The organism is Thauera sp. SDU_THAU2 (assembly GCF_038260575.1).
Taxonomy (GTDB): domain Bacteria; phylum Pseudomonadota; class Gammaproteobacteria; order Burkholderiales; family Rhodocyclaceae; genus Thauera.
The window spans coordinates 1,209,420-1,224,360 of record NZ_JBBWUN010000003.1; the positions used below are offsets into that span (position 1 = coordinate 1,209,420).

At 64.3% G+C, this 14,941-nt stretch carries 16 protein-coding genes, 2 tRNA genes and 1 pseudogene; 14 read left to right on the forward strand and 5 right to left on the reverse strand.

Features of this window, described 5'->3' with window-relative positions:
* Positions 1–10 precede the first annotated feature (10 nt).
* From AAFL97_RS06805 to AAFL97_RS06870, 14 genes and pseudogenes are all read left to right on the forward strand, one after another.
* The gene (locus AAFL97_RS06805) at positions 11–208 is read left to right on the forward strand and encodes a hypothetical protein (RefSeq protein ID WP_341644269.1); all 198 of its coding nucleotides are present in this window, start codon (positions 11–13) and stop codon (positions 206–208) included.
* The gene (locus AAFL97_RS06810) at positions 205–642 is read left to right on the forward strand and encodes a YdbL family protein (RefSeq protein WP_263461418.1); all 438 of its coding nucleotides are present in this window, start codon (positions 205–207) and stop codon (positions 640–642) included. Before AAFL97_RS06805 ends, AAFL97_RS06810 begins: the two co-directional genes overlap by 4 nt.
* A complete protein-coding gene (locus AAFL97_RS06815; protein ID WP_341644270.1) occupies positions 642–1,430 on the forward strand; it encodes a 3'-5' exonuclease in 789 nt (262 codons plus the stop codon). Before AAFL97_RS06810 ends, AAFL97_RS06815 begins: the two co-directional genes overlap by 1 nt.
* An 82-nt stretch (positions 1,431–1,512) precedes the next feature.
* Positions 1,513–1,755: a GlsB/YeaQ/YmgE family stress response membrane protein gene (locus AAFL97_RS06820; RefSeq protein WP_004333419.1), complete on the forward strand. Its 243-nt coding sequence runs from the start codon at positions 1,513–1,515 to the stop codon at positions 1,753–1,755.
* A gap of 67 nt (positions 1,756–1,822) precedes the next feature.
* Positions 1,823–1,899 (forward strand) — tRNA-Val (locus AAFL97_RS06825).
* 187 nt (positions 1,900–2,086) lie between these two features.
* A pseudogene (gene thrS, locus AAFL97_RS06830) lies at positions 2,087–4,004 on the forward strand (threonine--tRNA ligase).
* 84 nt (positions 4,005–4,088) lie between these two features.
* Positions 4,089–4,553 carry a translation initiation factor IF-3 gene (gene infC / locus AAFL97_RS06835; RefSeq protein ID WP_341647111.1) on the forward strand — a complete coding sequence of 155 codons (465 nt, stop codon included), beginning with the start codon at positions 4,089–4,091 and terminating at the stop codon, positions 4,551–4,553.
* Between the two features lie 142 nt (positions 4,554–4,695).
* Positions 4,696–4,893: a 50S ribosomal protein L35 gene (gene rpmI, locus AAFL97_RS06840; RefSeq protein WP_002923845.1), complete on the forward strand. Its 198-nt coding sequence runs from the start codon at positions 4,696–4,698 to the stop codon at positions 4,891–4,893.
* Between the two features lie 12 nt (positions 4,894–4,905).
* Positions 4,906–5,265: a 50S ribosomal protein L20 gene (gene rplT, locus AAFL97_RS06845; protein WP_004333413.1), complete on the forward strand. Its 360-nt coding sequence runs from the start codon at positions 4,906–4,908 to the stop codon at positions 5,263–5,265.
* A gap of 110 nt (positions 5,266–5,375) precedes the next feature.
* On the forward strand, positions 5,376–6,407 hold the full coding sequence (locus AAFL97_RS06850) for a phenylalanine--tRNA ligase subunit alpha (RefSeq protein ID WP_263461421.1): 1,032 nt from the start codon (positions 5,376–5,378) through the stop codon (positions 6,405–6,407).
* A 64-nt stretch (positions 6,408–6,471) separates the two neighbouring features.
* Positions 6,472–8,862, forward strand: a complete 2,391-nt coding sequence (gene pheT, locus AAFL97_RS06855) for a phenylalanine--tRNA ligase subunit beta (protein ID WP_341644271.1) — start codon at positions 6,472–6,474, stop codon at positions 8,860–8,862.
* Position 8,863: 1 nt separating this feature from the next.
* Complete coding sequence (locus AAFL97_RS06860) at positions 8,864–9,172, forward strand: integration host factor subunit alpha (protein WP_068637068.1); 309 nt, start codon at positions 8,864–8,866, stop codon at positions 9,170–9,172.
* Entirely contained in the window at positions 9,153–9,533 is a 381-nt protein-coding gene (locus tag AAFL97_RS06865; RefSeq protein ID WP_341644272.1) for a MerR family transcriptional regulator, read from the forward strand. Before AAFL97_RS06860 ends, AAFL97_RS06865 begins: the two co-directional genes overlap by 20 nt.
* Positions 9,534–9,592: 59 nt before the next feature.
* Positions 9,593–9,669 (forward strand) — tRNA-Pro (locus AAFL97_RS06870).
* 164 nt (positions 9,670–9,833) lie between these two features.
* Here AAFL97_RS06870 and AAFL97_RS06875 read toward each other — a convergent pair.
* The 5 genes from AAFL97_RS06875 to AAFL97_RS06895 all read right to left on the reverse strand — a co-directional run bounded on the left by AAFL97_RS06875 (position 9,834) and on the right by AAFL97_RS06895 (position 14,737).
* Entirely contained in the window at positions 9,834–10,631 is a 798-nt protein-coding gene (locus AAFL97_RS06875) for a hypothetical protein (protein WP_341644273.1), read from the reverse strand.
* On the reverse strand, positions 10,597–12,558 hold the full coding sequence (gspD, locus tag AAFL97_RS06880; RefSeq protein ID WP_341644274.1) for a type II secretion system secretin GspD: 1,962 nt from the start codon (positions 12,556–12,558) through the stop codon (positions 10,597–10,599). Before gspD ends, AAFL97_RS06875 begins: the two co-directional genes overlap by 35 nt.
* 115 nt (positions 12,559–12,673) lie before the next feature.
* Positions 12,674–13,189, reverse strand: a complete 516-nt coding sequence (locus AAFL97_RS06885; protein WP_341644275.1) for a hypothetical protein — start codon at positions 13,187–13,189, stop codon at positions 12,674–12,676.
* Positions 13,179–13,763, reverse strand: coding sequence for a type II secretion system protein GspM (gene gspM, locus AAFL97_RS06890; protein ID WP_341644276.1), 585 nt, complete (start codon positions 13,761–13,763; stop codon positions 13,179–13,181). Before gspM ends, AAFL97_RS06885 begins: the two co-directional genes overlap by 11 nt.
* A complete protein-coding gene (locus AAFL97_RS06895) occupies positions 13,760–14,737 on the reverse strand; it encodes a PilN domain-containing protein (protein WP_341644277.1) in 978 nt (325 codons plus the stop codon). Before AAFL97_RS06895 ends, gspM begins: the two co-directional genes overlap by 4 nt.
* Positions 14,738–14,941: the final 204 nt, after the last annotated feature.

A 14,941-nucleotide genomic window follows, 5' to 3' on the forward strand; every position in this document is an offset into this window, starting at 1 on the left:
GGAGAACTGAATGCCATTCTTTCGAATCCGATCCTTGCTGCTTGCGGGCAGCCTGGCGCTCGCCGCCTCGGCCTGCGTGACGATCAACATCTATTTCCCGGCCGCCGCCGCGGAAAAAGCCGCCGACCGCATCATCGACGAGGTCTGGCAGACACGTGAAAACCAGCCGCCGCAGGCGGCACCGGCAGAGCAGGGGGCAGGGCAATGAACGCACGTCACGGGGTTCCGGGGTGGATGCGCTGGCTGATGGCGGGCCTGCTGGGCTGCATGATGGCTTTTGCCGTGCAGGCTCAGGGAAATCTGGAAATCGACACGCCGGCGATCTCCGCGCTGAAATCGTCCATGCAGAAGCGCCATGGGCAACTCGCGCCGCTGTATGCCTCGGGTGCGATCGGCCTTGCCGCCGATGGCAGCATCGCCCTGAGGGATGCGTCGGCAGTGCCGCTGGCGCAGCGCGGCAGCGTCAATGCGCTGGTCGCGGCGGAGAATGCCGATCGCAGCGCGCTGTACCGCGAAGTCGCCCGCGCCAACCAGCATCCGGAATGGGAGGCGGACGTGCGCAGCACCTTCGCCCAGCGCTGGATCGACCGCGCGCCGGCAGGCTGGTGGGTGCAGCGAGGCGGGAGCTGGGTGAAGAAGTAATGCCCGTTCTCGTCTTCGACATCGAAACCATTCCGGACGTCGCCGGCATCCGGAACCTGTACGAACTGCCGCCCGAGTTGTCCGACACCGAAGCGGCGGAATGGGCTTTCCAGCAGCGGCGTGCCAGCCACGGCAACGATTTCCTGCCGCACCACCTGCAGCGGGTGGTGACGATCTCGTGCGTGCTGCGCGACGCCCAGCATTTCCGCGTGTTTTCGCTGTCCGAACCGGACGCGGGCGAAGGCGAGATCATCCAGCGCTTCTTCGACGGCGTCGAGCGCTACACGCCGCAGATCATTTCGTGGAACGGCGGCGGCTTCGACCTGCCGGTGCTGCATTACCGCGGCATGCTGCACGGCGTCACGGCGCCGCGCTACTGGGACCAGGGCGAGGGCGACTACCACGACTCGCGCGACTTCAAGTGGAACAACTACATCGGCCGCTACCACAACCGCCATCTCGACCTGATGGACCTGCTGGCGATGTACCAGCCGCGCGCCAGCGCACCGCTGGACGACCTGGCCAAGCTGATGGGCTACCCGGGCAAGCTCGGCATGGACGGCTCGGCGGTGTGGCAGGCCTGGCAGGAAGGGCGCGCCGCCGAGATCCGCGACTATTGCGAGACCGACGTGGTGAACACCTACCTCGTCTATCTGCGCTTCGAGCGCATGCGCGGGCATCTCGATGCCAAGGCGTGGGCGGACGAAGTCGAAGTCGTGCGAGAATCGCTCGGCCGGCTCGATGCGCCGCACTGGAAGCAGTTTCTCGAAGCCTGGCCGCAAGCCTGACCAGAACCCGGCCTGACGCCGCGCGGCCTAACGCGGTCCGGCCTGATCACGCTGCGTATTCACCCCACAACAGGAGAGTCACATGGGCATCATCGCTACCATCTTCATCGGCCTGATCGTCGGCCTCGTCGCCCGCCTGCTGCATCCCGGCAAGGACGGCCTCGGCCTGATCATGACCGCCTTGCTCGGCATCGCGGGCTCGCTGGTGGCGACCTACGGCGGGCAGGCGCTCGGCATCTATCAGGCCGGCCAGGGCGCAGGCTTCATCGGCGCGGTGGTCGGCGCGATCGTGATCCTGTTCGTGGTCAGCCGGCTCAAGAAGTAGTTTTTCGTGTGCGCTGCAAAAAAACTTTGACAAGTTTTTTTGAGTGCCTATAATGCGGGTCTTCAGCAGGCGCGTAGCTCAGTTGGTTAGAGCACCACCTTGACATGGTGGGGGTCGTTGGTTCGAATCCAATCGCGCCTACCAAGATTCTGGAGTCGATGACATGTTCCGAACTACCACTCAGGCCGGAAACTGAACAGGTCGGCTCCGCTTGTTAGTCTGCTAGAGAAAAAAGCGCGCCTAGACCGCGCTTTTTTTCGTCCACAATTCTCGTTCCGTTGCCATCCCGCCCCGCGATTTCGCCGGGCAGACACTGCCAGAGACCACTGCCATGCCCAACATCACGCTTCCCGATGGTTCCGTCCGCAGCTTCGACCATCCGGTGACCGTTGCCGAGGTCGCGGCGTCCATCGGTGCCGGGCTCGCCAAGGCCGCGCTGGCCGGGCGCGTCGGCGGACGGCTGGTGGATCTGTCGCACCGCCTCGATGCGGACGCCGAGCTGGCGATCATCACCGACAAGAACGAGGACGGCCTGGACATCATCCGCCACTCGTCCGCCCACCTGCTGGCGCACGCGGTGAAGGAGCTGTTTCCCGATGCCCAGGTGACGATCGGGCCGGTGATCGACAACGGCTTCTACTACGACTTCTCGTACAAGCGCCCCTTCACGCCGGAAGACCTCGCCGCGATCGAAGTCCGCATGGCCGAGATCGCCAAACGCAGCATCCCGGTCGAGCGCGAAGTGTGGCCGCGCGACAAGGCGGTGGAGTTCTTCAAGAGCATCGGCGAGCACTACAAGGCCGAGATCATCGCCTCGATTCCGCAAGGCGAGGACGTCTCGCTGTACCGCCAGGGCGACTTCATCGACCTGTGCCGCGGCCCGCACGTGCCCTCGACCGGCAAGCTCAAGGTCTTCAAGCTGATGAAGCTGGCCGGCGCCTACTGGCGCGGCGATTCGAAGAACGAGATGCTGCAGCGCATCTACGGCACGGCGTGGACCAAGAAGGACGACCTCGACGCCTACCTGCACATGATCGAGGAGGCCGAAAAGCGCGATCATCGCAAGCTCGGCCGCCAGCTCGATCTCTTCCACTTGCAGGACGAGGCGCCGGGCATGGTGTTCTGGCACGCCAAGGGCTGGACGCTGTGGCAGCAGATCGAGCAGTACATGCGCCGCACGCTCGGCGAGCACGGCTACCAGGAAGTGAAGACGCCGCAGATCGTCGATCGCTCGCTGTGGGAGAAGTCCGGCCACTGGGGCATGTACGCCGACCTGATGTTCACCACGCAGTCCGAGAAGCACGACTACGCGGTCAAGCCGATGAACTGTCCGTGCCACATTCAGATCTTCAACCAGGGCCTGAAGAGCTACCGCGATCTGCCGCTGCGCATGGCCGAATTCGGCTCCTGCCACCGCAACGAGCCGTCCGGTTCGTTGCACGGCATCATGCGCGTGCGCAACTTCGTGCAGGACGATGCGCACATCTTCTGCGCCGAGAGCCAGGTCCAGGCCGAGTCGGCCGAGTTCATTCGCCTGCTGCAGAAGGTCTATGCCGATTTCGGCTTCAACGACGTGCTGGTCAAGCTGTCGACGCGGCCGGACAAGCGCGTCGGCACCGACGAGCAGTGGGATGCGGCCGAAGCGGCGCTGGCGGCGGCGCTCGACGCGCAGGGTCTGCCCTACGAGCTGCAGCCGGGCGAGGGCGCCTTCTACGGGCCGAAGATCGAGTTCTCGCTGAAGGACAGCCTGGGCCGGGTATGGCAATGCGGCACGCTGCAGCTCGACTTCAACCTGCCGGTGCGCCTCGGCGCGGAATACGTCGACGAGGACAACACCAAGAAGGTGCCGGTGATGCTGCACCGCGCGGTGCTCGGTTCGCTGGAGCGCTTCATCGGCATCCTGATCGAGAACCACGCCGGCGCGATGCCCTTGTGGCTGGCGCCGGTGCAGGCGGTGGTCATGAACATCTCGGAAGGGCAGGCGGACTATGCCGCCGAAGTCGCGGCAAAGCTCAGGAAAGCGGGCTTCCGCGTCGAAGCCGATTTGCGCAACGAAAAGATTAACTATAAAATCCGCGAACATAGCGTGCAGAAGCTGCCCTATCAGATCGTCATCGGCGACAAGGAAAAGGCGGCGGGCCTGGTGGCCGTGCGTGCACGGGGGTGGCCAGGATCTTGGCCAAATGTCCCTCGATTCGCTGATCGAACGCTGGCTTCGCGAAGTAGAAGCGAAGGCCGGCACGGTCTGATTTTTGGTTTTCGTGGAGAGTTGAACCATCGCTCAAGAGAAGAAGCAGCGCGTTAATAGGGAGATCAACGCGCCCGAAGTCCGGCTGGTTGGTGAAGAAGGCGAACAGCTCGGAATCGTGTCCCTGAACGCAGCCCTGAACATGGCCGAAGAGGCCGGGCTGGATCTGGTCGAAATCGCACCGATGGCCGCACCGCCGGTCTGCAAGCTGATGGATTTCGGCAAGTTCAAGTATCAGGAACAGAAGAAGGCCCACGAAGCCCGGCTCAAGCAAAAGCAGGTGCAGGTCAAGGAGGTCAAGCTCCGCCCCGGCACCGACGAGAACGATTACCAGATCAAGCTTCGCAACCTGAAGCGCTTCCTGGAAGAAGGCGACAAGTGCAAGGTGACCTTGCGCTTCCGCGGCCGCGAGATGGCTCACCAGGAGTTTGGTCTGCGTCAGCTCGAACGCGTCAAGGCCGACCTGGAGGATCTGGGTCAGGTCGAGCAGATGCCGAAGATGGAAGGGCGCCAGATGATCATGGTCATCGCGCCGAAGAAGAAACACTAAGCAGCACGGAATTTGCCCCGCAAGGGGCAAGACCGGCGGGCAGCGAAGGCCGCCTGCCGGAAAACAAGTGGTGCCGGGTATGGAAATGCGTCGGGGCTCATCGGCGCTACCTGGTGTCATCCAAAAACATGGAGTCTCAGCAATGCCCAAGATGAAGACGAAGAGCGGCGCCAAGAAGCGCTTCAAGGTCCGCTCGAGTGGTGGGATCAAGCGGTCCCAGGCGTTCAAGCGCCACATCCTGACCAAGAAAACGACCAAGGCGAAGCGTCAGCTGCGCGGCATGACCGAAGTTCATGCTGCCGATGAAAAGCTGATTCGCGCCATGCTTCCGTACGCTTGATAGGAGACCGCAATGCCTCGCGTTAAACGTGGTGTAACCGCCCGCGCTCGTCACAAGAAAGTCCTTTCCCAGGCCAAGGGTTATCGCGGCCGTCGCAAGAACGTCTATCGCATCGCCAAGCAGGCGGTGATGAAGGCCGGCCAGTACGCCTATCGCGACCGCCGTCAGCGCAAGCGCCAGTTCCGTACCCTGTGGATCGCCCGTATCAACGCCGCCGCGCGTGAGCTGGGCCTGACCTACAGCACTTTCATGAACGGCCTGAAGAAGGCTGCGATCGAAGTGGACCGCAAGGTGCTGGCCGACCTGGCCGTGTTCGACAAGCCCGCTTTTGCGGCGATCGCCGAACAGGCCCGGGCCAAACTCGCTGCGTAATTTCACGCAGTCCGAAAAAAGGAGGCCTGGCCTCCTTTTTTTCTTCTGAATCTGGCTTGCACGGCCATCCACAGCACTTGCAGCACATCGCAACCCGGCAGGGCACGGATATGGAACACCTGGATCAACTGGTTCAACAGGCAGCCGCCGATTTCGCCGCGGCGGCCGACAGCGCCCAACTCGAACAGGCCAAGGCACGCTATCTCGGCAAGAGCGGTTCGCTGACCGAACGGCTGAAGTCGCTCGGCAAGCTGGACCCCGATGCGCGGCGTGAAGCCGGCGCGGCCATCAATGCCGCCAAGACCGCGATTGAGGCCGCACTCGAAGCGCGCCGCAACGCCTTGCGTGAAGCCGCGCTGCTGGCCCAGCTGGCTGCCGAGGCGCTGGACGTGACGCTGCCCGGCCGCGGCGCGGCGCCGGGCGGCCTGCACCCGGTGAGCCGCACGCTCGAACGCATCGAGCAGCTGTTCGGCTCGATCGGCTTCATCGTCGCCGACGGCCCTGAAATCGAGACCGACTGGCACAACTTCACCGCGCTGAACACGCCGGAGAACCACCCCGCGCGTTCGATGCACGACACTTTCTATCTCGAAGGCCAGGACGAGGTGCTGCTGCGCACCCACACCAGTCCGGTGCAGATCCGCGCCATGCAGGCCCACGTCGAGCGCTACAAGGACCACGACACCATGCCCGAGCTGCGCGTGATCGCGCCGGGCCGGGTGTTCCGTGTCGACTCCGATGCGACCCACTCGCCGATGTTCCACCAGGCCGAAGGCCTGTGGGTGGGCGAGAACGTCAGCTTCGCCGACCTCAAGGGCGTGATCGCCGACTTCCTGCGCAAGTTCTTCGAGACCGACGACCTGCAGGTCCGCTTCCGGCCGTCCTTCTTCCCCTTCACCGAACCCAGCGCCGAGATCGACGTCGCCTTCATGAGCGGCGCGCTCGAAGGCCGCTGGCTCGAGATCGCCGGCTGCGGCATGGTCCACCCGAACGTGCTGCGCTTCGGCGGCATCGACCCCGAGCGCTACACCGGCTTCGCCTTCGGCATGGGGCCGGATCGCCTGACGATGCTGCGCTACGGCGTCAACGACCTGCGCCTGTTCTTCGAAGGCGATCTGCGCTTCCTGAGCCAGTTCCGCTGACCAGTGCCGGCAGCGCGCCCATCGGCGGCGCCTGCCTCATCGAATTCTTCCGGGTAATCGAATCATGCAATTCTCCGAACAGTGGCTGCGGACCTTCGTCGATCCGCAACTCGACAGTGATGCACTCGGCCACCTACTGACGATGGCCGGCCTCGAAGTGGAAGAGGCCGAGCCGGCCGCGCCTGCCTTCTCGGGCGTGGTTGTGGCCCGGATCGTCGAGGCGGAAAAGCATCCGAACGCCGACAAGCTCAAGCTGTGCAAGGTCGATACCGGCACCGGCGAACTGCTGCAGATCGTCTGCGGTGCGCCGAACGCCGCCGCCGGCATGAAAGTGCCGTGCGCCGGGGTCGGCGCCGTGCTGCCGGGCGACTTCGCCATCAAGGCGGCCAAGCTGCGCGGCGTCGAATCCTTCGGCATGCTGTGCTCGGCACGCGAGCTGGGCCTGTCGGAAGACCACGGCGGCCTGTACGCGCTGCCCGAGGATGCGCCGGTCGGCCGCGACATCCGCGACTACCTCGGCCTCGACGACACCTTGTTCATGATCAAGCTGACGCCGAACCGCGCCGACTGCCTCAGCCTCGAAGGCGTGGCGCGCGAAGTCGCGGCGATCACCGGCAGCGCGCTGCGCAAGACGGAAATCGCGCCGGTCGTCCCCAGCCACGACGCCCGCCGCGCCATCGTGCTCGACGCGCCCGAGGTCTGCCCGCGCTACTGCGGCCGCATCCTGCGCGGCGTCGATGCCAAGGCGCCGACGCCGGACTGGATGGTCACGCGCCTGGCGCGCAGCGGCATCCGCTCGATCAGCGCGCTGGTGGACGTCACCAACTACGTCATGCTGGAACTGGGCCAGCCCTTGCACGCTTTCGACAACACCAAGCTGCAGGGCGCGATCCACGTGCGCTACCCGCGCGAAGGCGAACAGGTGCTGCTGCTCAACGAGCAGACGGTGACGCCGGCCGCCGACACGCTGCTGATCGCCGACGAAGCCCGCGCGCTGGCGCTGGCCGGCATCATGGGCGGCGAAGACAGCGGCATCACCCTCGAAACCAGCGAAGTCTTCCTCGAAAGCGCCTTCTTCGCGCCGGATGCGATCGCCGGCCGCGCGCGCACCCACGGCTTCGGCTCGGACGCCTCGCACCGCTTCGAGCGCGGCGTCGATTTCGAACTGCCGCGCCGTGCGCTGGAGCGTGCCACCCGGCTCATCATCGACATCTGCGGCGGCGAAGCCGGCCCGGTCGAGGAAGCGCTCGCCGCCGACAAGCTGCCGGCACGCCAGCCGGTACGCCTGCGTACCGCGCGTGCGCGCCGCGTGCTCGGCATCGACCTCGACGATGCCGCGATCCAGTCGCTGCTCGAACGCGTGCATCTGGACGTCCGGCGCGACGGCGAGGACTTCGTCGTCACGCCGCCGTCGTGGCGCTTCGACATCGAGATCGAAGTCGACCTGGTCGAGGAGCTCGCCCGCCTGCACGGCTACGACAACATTCCCGCCGTGGCGCCGCAAGGCGGCCTGATGATGCTGCCGAGTACCGAGCACGCCCGCCCGGTATGGGCCGCGCGCCATCTGCTGGCCGCGCGCGGCTACCAGGAAGTGGTCAACTTCGCTTTCGTCGAGGAAGCCTGGGAGCGCGATTTCTGCGCCAACGAAGACCCGATCCGTCTCGCCAACCCGATCGCCAGCCAGCTCAGCGTGATGCGCTCCAGCCTGATCGCGGGCCTGGTCGATACCATGGCCACCAACCGCAAGCGCCAGACCGAGCGCGTGCGCGTGTTCGAAGTCGCGCGCGTGTTCGAGCGCAAGGCCGACGGCGAGCCGGTGACCGGCTTCCACCAGCCGATGCGCATCGCCGGCCTCGCCGCGGGCTCGGTGCTGCCCGAGCAGTGGGGCGAGCGCAGCCGGACGGTCGATTTCTACGACGTCAAGGCCGACGTCGAAGCCCTGATCGCACCGCGTAACCTCAACTTCGTGCGCCTGTCCCACCCGGCCCTGCACCCCGGCCGTGCCGCCAGCGTGTCGCTGGACGGCCGCGTGATCGGCATCATCGGCGAACTGCATCCGGTGTGGGTACAGCGTTACGATCTCGGCATCGCGCCGGTGGTGTTCGAACTCGAGCTCGACGCCGTGCTGGGCGCGCGCATGCCGGCCTACAGCGAGATCTCGCGCATGCCGGCGGTGGTGCGCGACCTGGCGCTGGTGCTGGGCACCGACGTCACTGCCGAACGCGTCGTCGACACGCTGCGCCAGGCGGCGCCGGCGGTGGTGCGGGAAATCACCCTGTTCGACGTCTATCAGGGCAAGGGCATCGAGCCCGAGCGGAAGAGCCTTGCCTTCAGGGTGTCGATGCAAGATACTCAGCGCACGCTCGAAGACGCTGAAGTGGATGCCGTCATGGCAGGTTTGGTGAAGCAGGCCGAAACCGTGCTCGGTGCCCGCCTGCGTGGTGCAGGAGGCTGACATGACAACGCTGACCAAGGCGGAACTGGCCGAGCTGCTGTTCGAGCAGGTCGGTCTCAACAAGCGCGAAGCCAAGGACATGGTGGAGGGCTTCTTCGAAGAAATCCGGATGGCGCTGGAGCGCGGCGACAGCGTCAAGCTGTCGGGCTTCGGCAACTTCCAGTTGCGCGACAAGCCGCAGCGCCCCGGACGCAATCCCAAGACTGGCGAAGAAATTCCGATCACCGCGCGGCGGGTGGTCACTTTCCATGCCAGCCAGAAACTCAAGGCAGCCGTGGAGCAACTCAGCGATGCAAGCAAGCAACCCTGAAATCGGCGCGGAACCGCTGCCGCCGATTCCGGCCAAGCGTTATTTCACCATCGGCGAAGTGAGCGAACTGTGCGGCGTCAAGCCGCACGTGCTGCGCTACTGGGAGCAGGAATTCACCCAGCTCAAGCCGGTCAAGCGCCGCGGCAACCGGCGCTACTACCAGCACCACGAAGTGCTGCTGGTCCGGCGCATCCGCGAACTGCTGTACCAGGAAGGCTTCACCATTTCCGGCGCGCGCAACCGCCTGGGCGAAAGCGCGATCCAGGAGCAGGAAAGCAGGATCGAGGCGGACCAGTATCGTGCGCTGGTGGCCGAGGTTCGCGCCGATGTGCGGGCCTTACTCGCGGAGTTGCGCGCCTGAGGCTGCCGGATCAAAAAACTGGCAAATTCTGAAGTCGCTGCTATAATGGCGGCTTGTGTCGGGGCGTAGCGCAGCCTGGTAGCGCACTTGCATGGGGTGCAAGGGGTCGCGAGTTCGAATCCCGCCGCCCCGACCAATGAATCATCGAGCGAAAGGCCAGTCTTCGGACTGGCCTTTCGCTTTTGAAAGCCGCCGGCTCGAGCATCAGCGCAAGACCGAGCCCCATCTTGGAGCCTTCCGTGAAACCCGGGGCGATGTTCCTGGCTCGGACTGGTCTGGGATTGCGTGAAGGAGCGCCGCTCAGAATGGACAGAGCTTGTTGGAGGCCCCAATGATGCGTTGTCGGCTTCTCACGAGATGGCTGGGTTCGATCTGACCGGTGATTGTCACTTCGACGGAAAAGCCGCTCGTATCGTCGGGGGCGCTCTCGGAAAACACGTTTACCCTGAACGTGGAGCCGAGCACGCCATGGGCAGAGTCCTCGCTCATGACGGATCGTGCTCCAGACGATGCGCTGGAACTTAACCCGGCAAGTTTGGCAAGACGGTTCGGCGCATACCGCAGGTCGGGCTCCGTCCGGCCGGAGTAGAGCGTGACGTAGGGGTACAGGCAGGCGAATGAACCGTCGTCGAGGCCGAGCATTGCCTGCAGATCCGCGTAGGTCGCGGGACGAAAGACGCCTGAGGGGTGGGGCGCCGCGAAGCCCGGTTTCTGCTGTCCCTGCGGTATGGCGAGTCCTGCCAGCAGTCGGCCGAATATCGCTGGGTCGGACGTCACGGGGTTGATGAGTCCATTCACCTGCTGAACCGACACATTGAGGATCTGCTGATCGATCTGCATGCTTCGGAAGATGATGCCGGCACCTATCCAGGCACTTCTGTCTCCATTGATCAGGAGATCATGGATGACCACCTCGACGGCCGACTCATGCACGAGCCGGGTCCGGAGTCGCTGTTCCGAGATGGAAAGCTCCTCTGCAGAATGGAAGACGGCAGTCATTGCGCCAACAGCGAGCGTGGTGGCGACAAGCAGCAGCCACAGCGCATGCAGCAGGACGAAGCCCTCACTGCGGGCGCGACGGGGCGAGGGGAAGTGCATGTTCGGCCAGCCTGGAAGCGGCTTCGAGTCCATCGACCAGTGCATCGACGACTGACTGGGTTTCCATCTGATTGCGCATCACATGCGGCACCAGAAGGACGACGAGTTCTGTACGACGGGTGTCGGACGTGTTGTTCCGGAAGAAGTTACCGACGACCGGGATGTCCTTCAGCAGCGGCACGCCGCTGTTGCCCATCCCGCCGCTTTCGCGGATCAGGCCGCCCAGCGCCACGGTGAAGCCGTCCCGGGTGGCGATGACGCTGTGGATTCTCCGCCGCTGGATGGTGGGCGAGTCGATGCCGGACGATGTCGTCTGCGCCACTTCGCTCACCTCCTGCATGACATCCAGGATCACGTTTCCATTGTCATTGACGCGCGGCGTCACCTCCAGGATGACGCCCGTGTCTCGCATCTGGATCGTGCTGATGATCGGTGCCCCTGAAACATCCGTGCCCTGCGAGGTCTGGGTGACGATCGGCACCTGGTCGCCGACCTGCAGGCTCGCTTTCTGGTTGTTCAGGACGGAAATCTTCGGCGCGGAGAGAATCTTGACCTCGGTCTTCGACTGCAGCGCGTTCAGCACGATGCGAGCGTTCGCCCTGCCGGTATAGACGTAGGAAAAGCCCGGGAACTGCGAGGCCACGGCGCCGGATTCGGTGGCGCTCAAGGTCACCGAGTTCTCGCTCGAGTCGAAGAACCATTGCACGCCATAGCGCAGGTTGTTGTTCAACGTGACTTCGGCGAGAAAGGCCTCGATCATCACCTGCCTGGGCAGTACGTCGATCTGGGACAGTGCTTCCTGGATGACACGGTATTCGTCTTCGGTGCCGTAGTACATCAGCGAATTGTTTTCTTCCAACGCAACGAGCCGGCCGATGTTCGACTGGGCACTGGTGGTGCCATTCGCCTGTAGATCGGCGGGCACGGTCGGGGGCGGGAAGCGCTCACCTTCCGTGCTGGCGACGTTTGTGACGGACCCGGCCGCCATTTCGCCGGTCAGTACCTGCCGCAGGGACGTGACCAGGTCCTTTGCACTGCCGTTCTGCACGTTGTGGACGAAGATCCTTTGGCTCCCCGTCTTCGAGATGTCGAGTCGCCCGATCCATTCTCTCAGCAAATCGAGATCGGACCTGTTACGTGCCACGCCAAGAACGGCCTGCATGCGCTCGAGCGGCACGAGCCGCACGCGCGTCGTGAAGAGGTCCAGCTTGCCCTGGAAGATCTTCTGCAACTCGTCAACGATGGTCTCGGGCCGGCTCTGGGCAAGCTTGTACATGGCGAAGGTCATGCCCTTCAACCAATCGACGTCGAAATTCTCGATGGTGCGCAACACGGCGCCGCGATCCTGGCTGCTGCCGGCGATCACGAGATGGCCGTGCTGGGTATCGGCCTGCAGTACCGTGCCTTTCGGTACGAAGGTGTCCAGGACAGCCTGCATGTCCTTCGCACTGACGTAGCGCAGCGGAATGATCTCCACCGCGTAGCCCGGAACGGGCGGCATGGATGCTGCCAGGCGCTGGGCCGGGTGAACGCGTTGCGGCGCCTCGCTCCACGGCACCACGTTGACGCTGTTGCCGTCCTTCAGCAGCACGGCGGAGACCGTTCCCAGGGCTGCTTCCAGGGCTGACAGCAGCGATGCCTGGGAGGCGGGGCGGCTGGTCCGCAGCGTGATGCGACCCTGAACTTCGGGAGACACGACGTAATCGAGCTTGAGCATGTCGCCGAGTACGGCATCGATCACACCGCGAATGTCGGCTTCGTTGAAGTTGAGCTCGAAGCGCTCGCCGCTGCTGCCGGCGCGCACGGTGCTGCCTGCTCGGGCGGGGGCCGGTTCGCCGCGGCCGGATTCGAAATATTCGGTGACGAGCCCCCGGGGTGGTGCCGGTTCGTTCGCAGCGGACTGCGCCGCATCGTCGCTCGTCTTCATGGCCGCAGCCGGAATCCGCTTCCACGGCGAAATGTGGACAGGTTCGGGGGCAGCCGTGGTCGAGCAGGCGTTGAGTCCTGCCAGCAGCGTGATGCCGATGATGGACGGGATGAGCTTATTCATTGGGTGGAAGCCCCGAACCGGCGATGGGCGGCCGGAGTTGGATGGTGATGTCTGCTGGAGGCGAGGCCTCGGCGCTGGAGTTCGTTTCCTGGCGGAGCCGCACGGCGTTCGGCGCAATCGAGATCACGCGCCACTCGCCGAAGACCCCGCCGCGTGGCACCAGCTTGCGATCGGCTGCCTCGCTTTCCAGCAGTGCCAGGCGAGCCTGTCCGCCCGCGCCGACGATGCCGGCGAGGCGCGGCGGCTGTGGGGGAGGGCTGGCTAGGGCATCGGCCGAGACCGAGACCTTCGGGCGGCTGCGGGAAGGCGAAAACAGCGGTGCCTGCACCAACATGTCCGGTACCGCCTCAGGCCAGTGGCCAGAGTCTTCGACGGCATCCGTCGCCGCATTCTGGGTAGCCGGGGTTGGCAGATGGGGCGTGCTGAGGGTGACCCAATGCAGCAACACGAAGGCGACCAGCGCGCAGATGTTGCAGACGATGAGCACGACGGTCTGCTTACTGGACATCGACTTCTTCCGCGGGTGAAGGCGGCAGCACTTCCGCGCCGAAGCCCGAAACACGCAACTCGACGGAGAGTGGCGGTAGTGACGAATCCGGCCCTGAAACAGAGGACAGGATCACCGCGCGATCGACGGTCAATAGCGGACGGTGATGGGCAAAGGCTGTAAGCAGGTGAACCAGCTCGGTTTCCGGTGCAGTCACCTTCAAATCCACTGAGAACCGGGTCAGCGGGCCTTGCTCGTGCGGCTCTGCGGCTCTGAGTTCATTCAGCTCGACGCTGGCGTCTCGGACCAGCTCATCCACGGCACTGAGGACTGCCGCACTGTCCGTGCGCGACTGAAAAACCCATGCAGCAACTTCGTGTGATTGCCGTGCGAGTTCATCGGGTGTCAGTACATCGTTTCCGGCTGCAAGTAGCTGTAGGCGCTGCAGTTCGAAACGGGAGTCATCCAGGCGCTCGATGGCAGCCGTGGTCAGGGTGTGAAGGGGACGGATCACCAATGACCACACCATGATCAGCGGGACGCAGCCCAGCACGATGGCGAGTGTCCGCCGTACGGCCATCGGAAGATGTGTCATTGGGCACCTGTCCGGGCGAGCGCTGCCTGTATCACGAACTGCGGTACGTCCGCCATGCCTGTGCCAGGATCCAGCCGCGACACCGATTCCAGCCGGACGGTACTCAAGCTGTCGGCCTGCTCCAGTGCGCGGGCGGCCGATGTCGGATCGGCAGCATGGCCGGTTATCCGGATGCCGCCCTGTTCGTAATGAAGCTGGCTGACCCATGCTTGTTTGGGCAGATGGGTGGCAACATCCTCGAGTACGGGTAACAGACCCGGCAAGGCGCGCACGCCTGATATTGCATCCCGTACAGCACGCAACTGCGCCTGTTCCTCGGCCTGGCGAATGACGCTGCCCTGGGCTCTCCTGCTTTCGTCGATGGCGGTCTGGGTGCGCAAGGTGAGCCACGATGCGCTTGCATGGAGCGCTGGCCCGATTGCAAGCGCGATGCCGCAAGCGGACGCGAGCAGCCACCGGTTCAGGCGTGTCGTCGCGAGCGCATGCTGCGCACCTCGCGACACTGAAAAGGTGAACGCAGGGGATGGCTGACCGTCCGGCGAGAAACCGACCACGCATCCCGTCGTGCCAGCCCGTTCGGCAGCTACCTCCAGCTTCGCAGCCTGTTCTCGAGTGCACAGGGCGACTTCCACTCCGATCTCGTTTCGATTACTCCCGACCGATACCTCGCCGATGTCGAAATACAGCGCTGCAGGGTCGATCGGCGCTTCTGCTGCAAGACGGTAGCGGACGGCGTCCCTGAGGCTGCTGCGAGCGGCGCGGGGTAGTGTCAGTGGCAGCCGCATCACCTGCCCGGGGTTCAGCAATATGACGACAGGTTTGTCCCGGCATGCGGCCTGCCAGTCGTCGGATAGTCCGGCCGGTGCTCGGTGCTGCTCGTGCAGCTGCGGTGTGCCATGTACATCCGTGACGAGGGTGATGGTTGTGCCGGTGCCCGTGAAATGCTGCGTGATCGGCACGACGAGCCCGTGCATTTCATCGCGCCACCAATGCCATGCATGCCGGATCGCATCGGTCAGTCCGGAAGGCAAGGGGAGGGTAGCGCGGCTTCCATTGCGCCAAACATTTCGACGAGTCATTCGTTTTGGATATTTATTTTGGGTTGACTATTGACAATGGAATGCTTGTTTCGAACAATGGCAGTCAGCTAGATCATGCGGTACGGATATGTCGGCAGA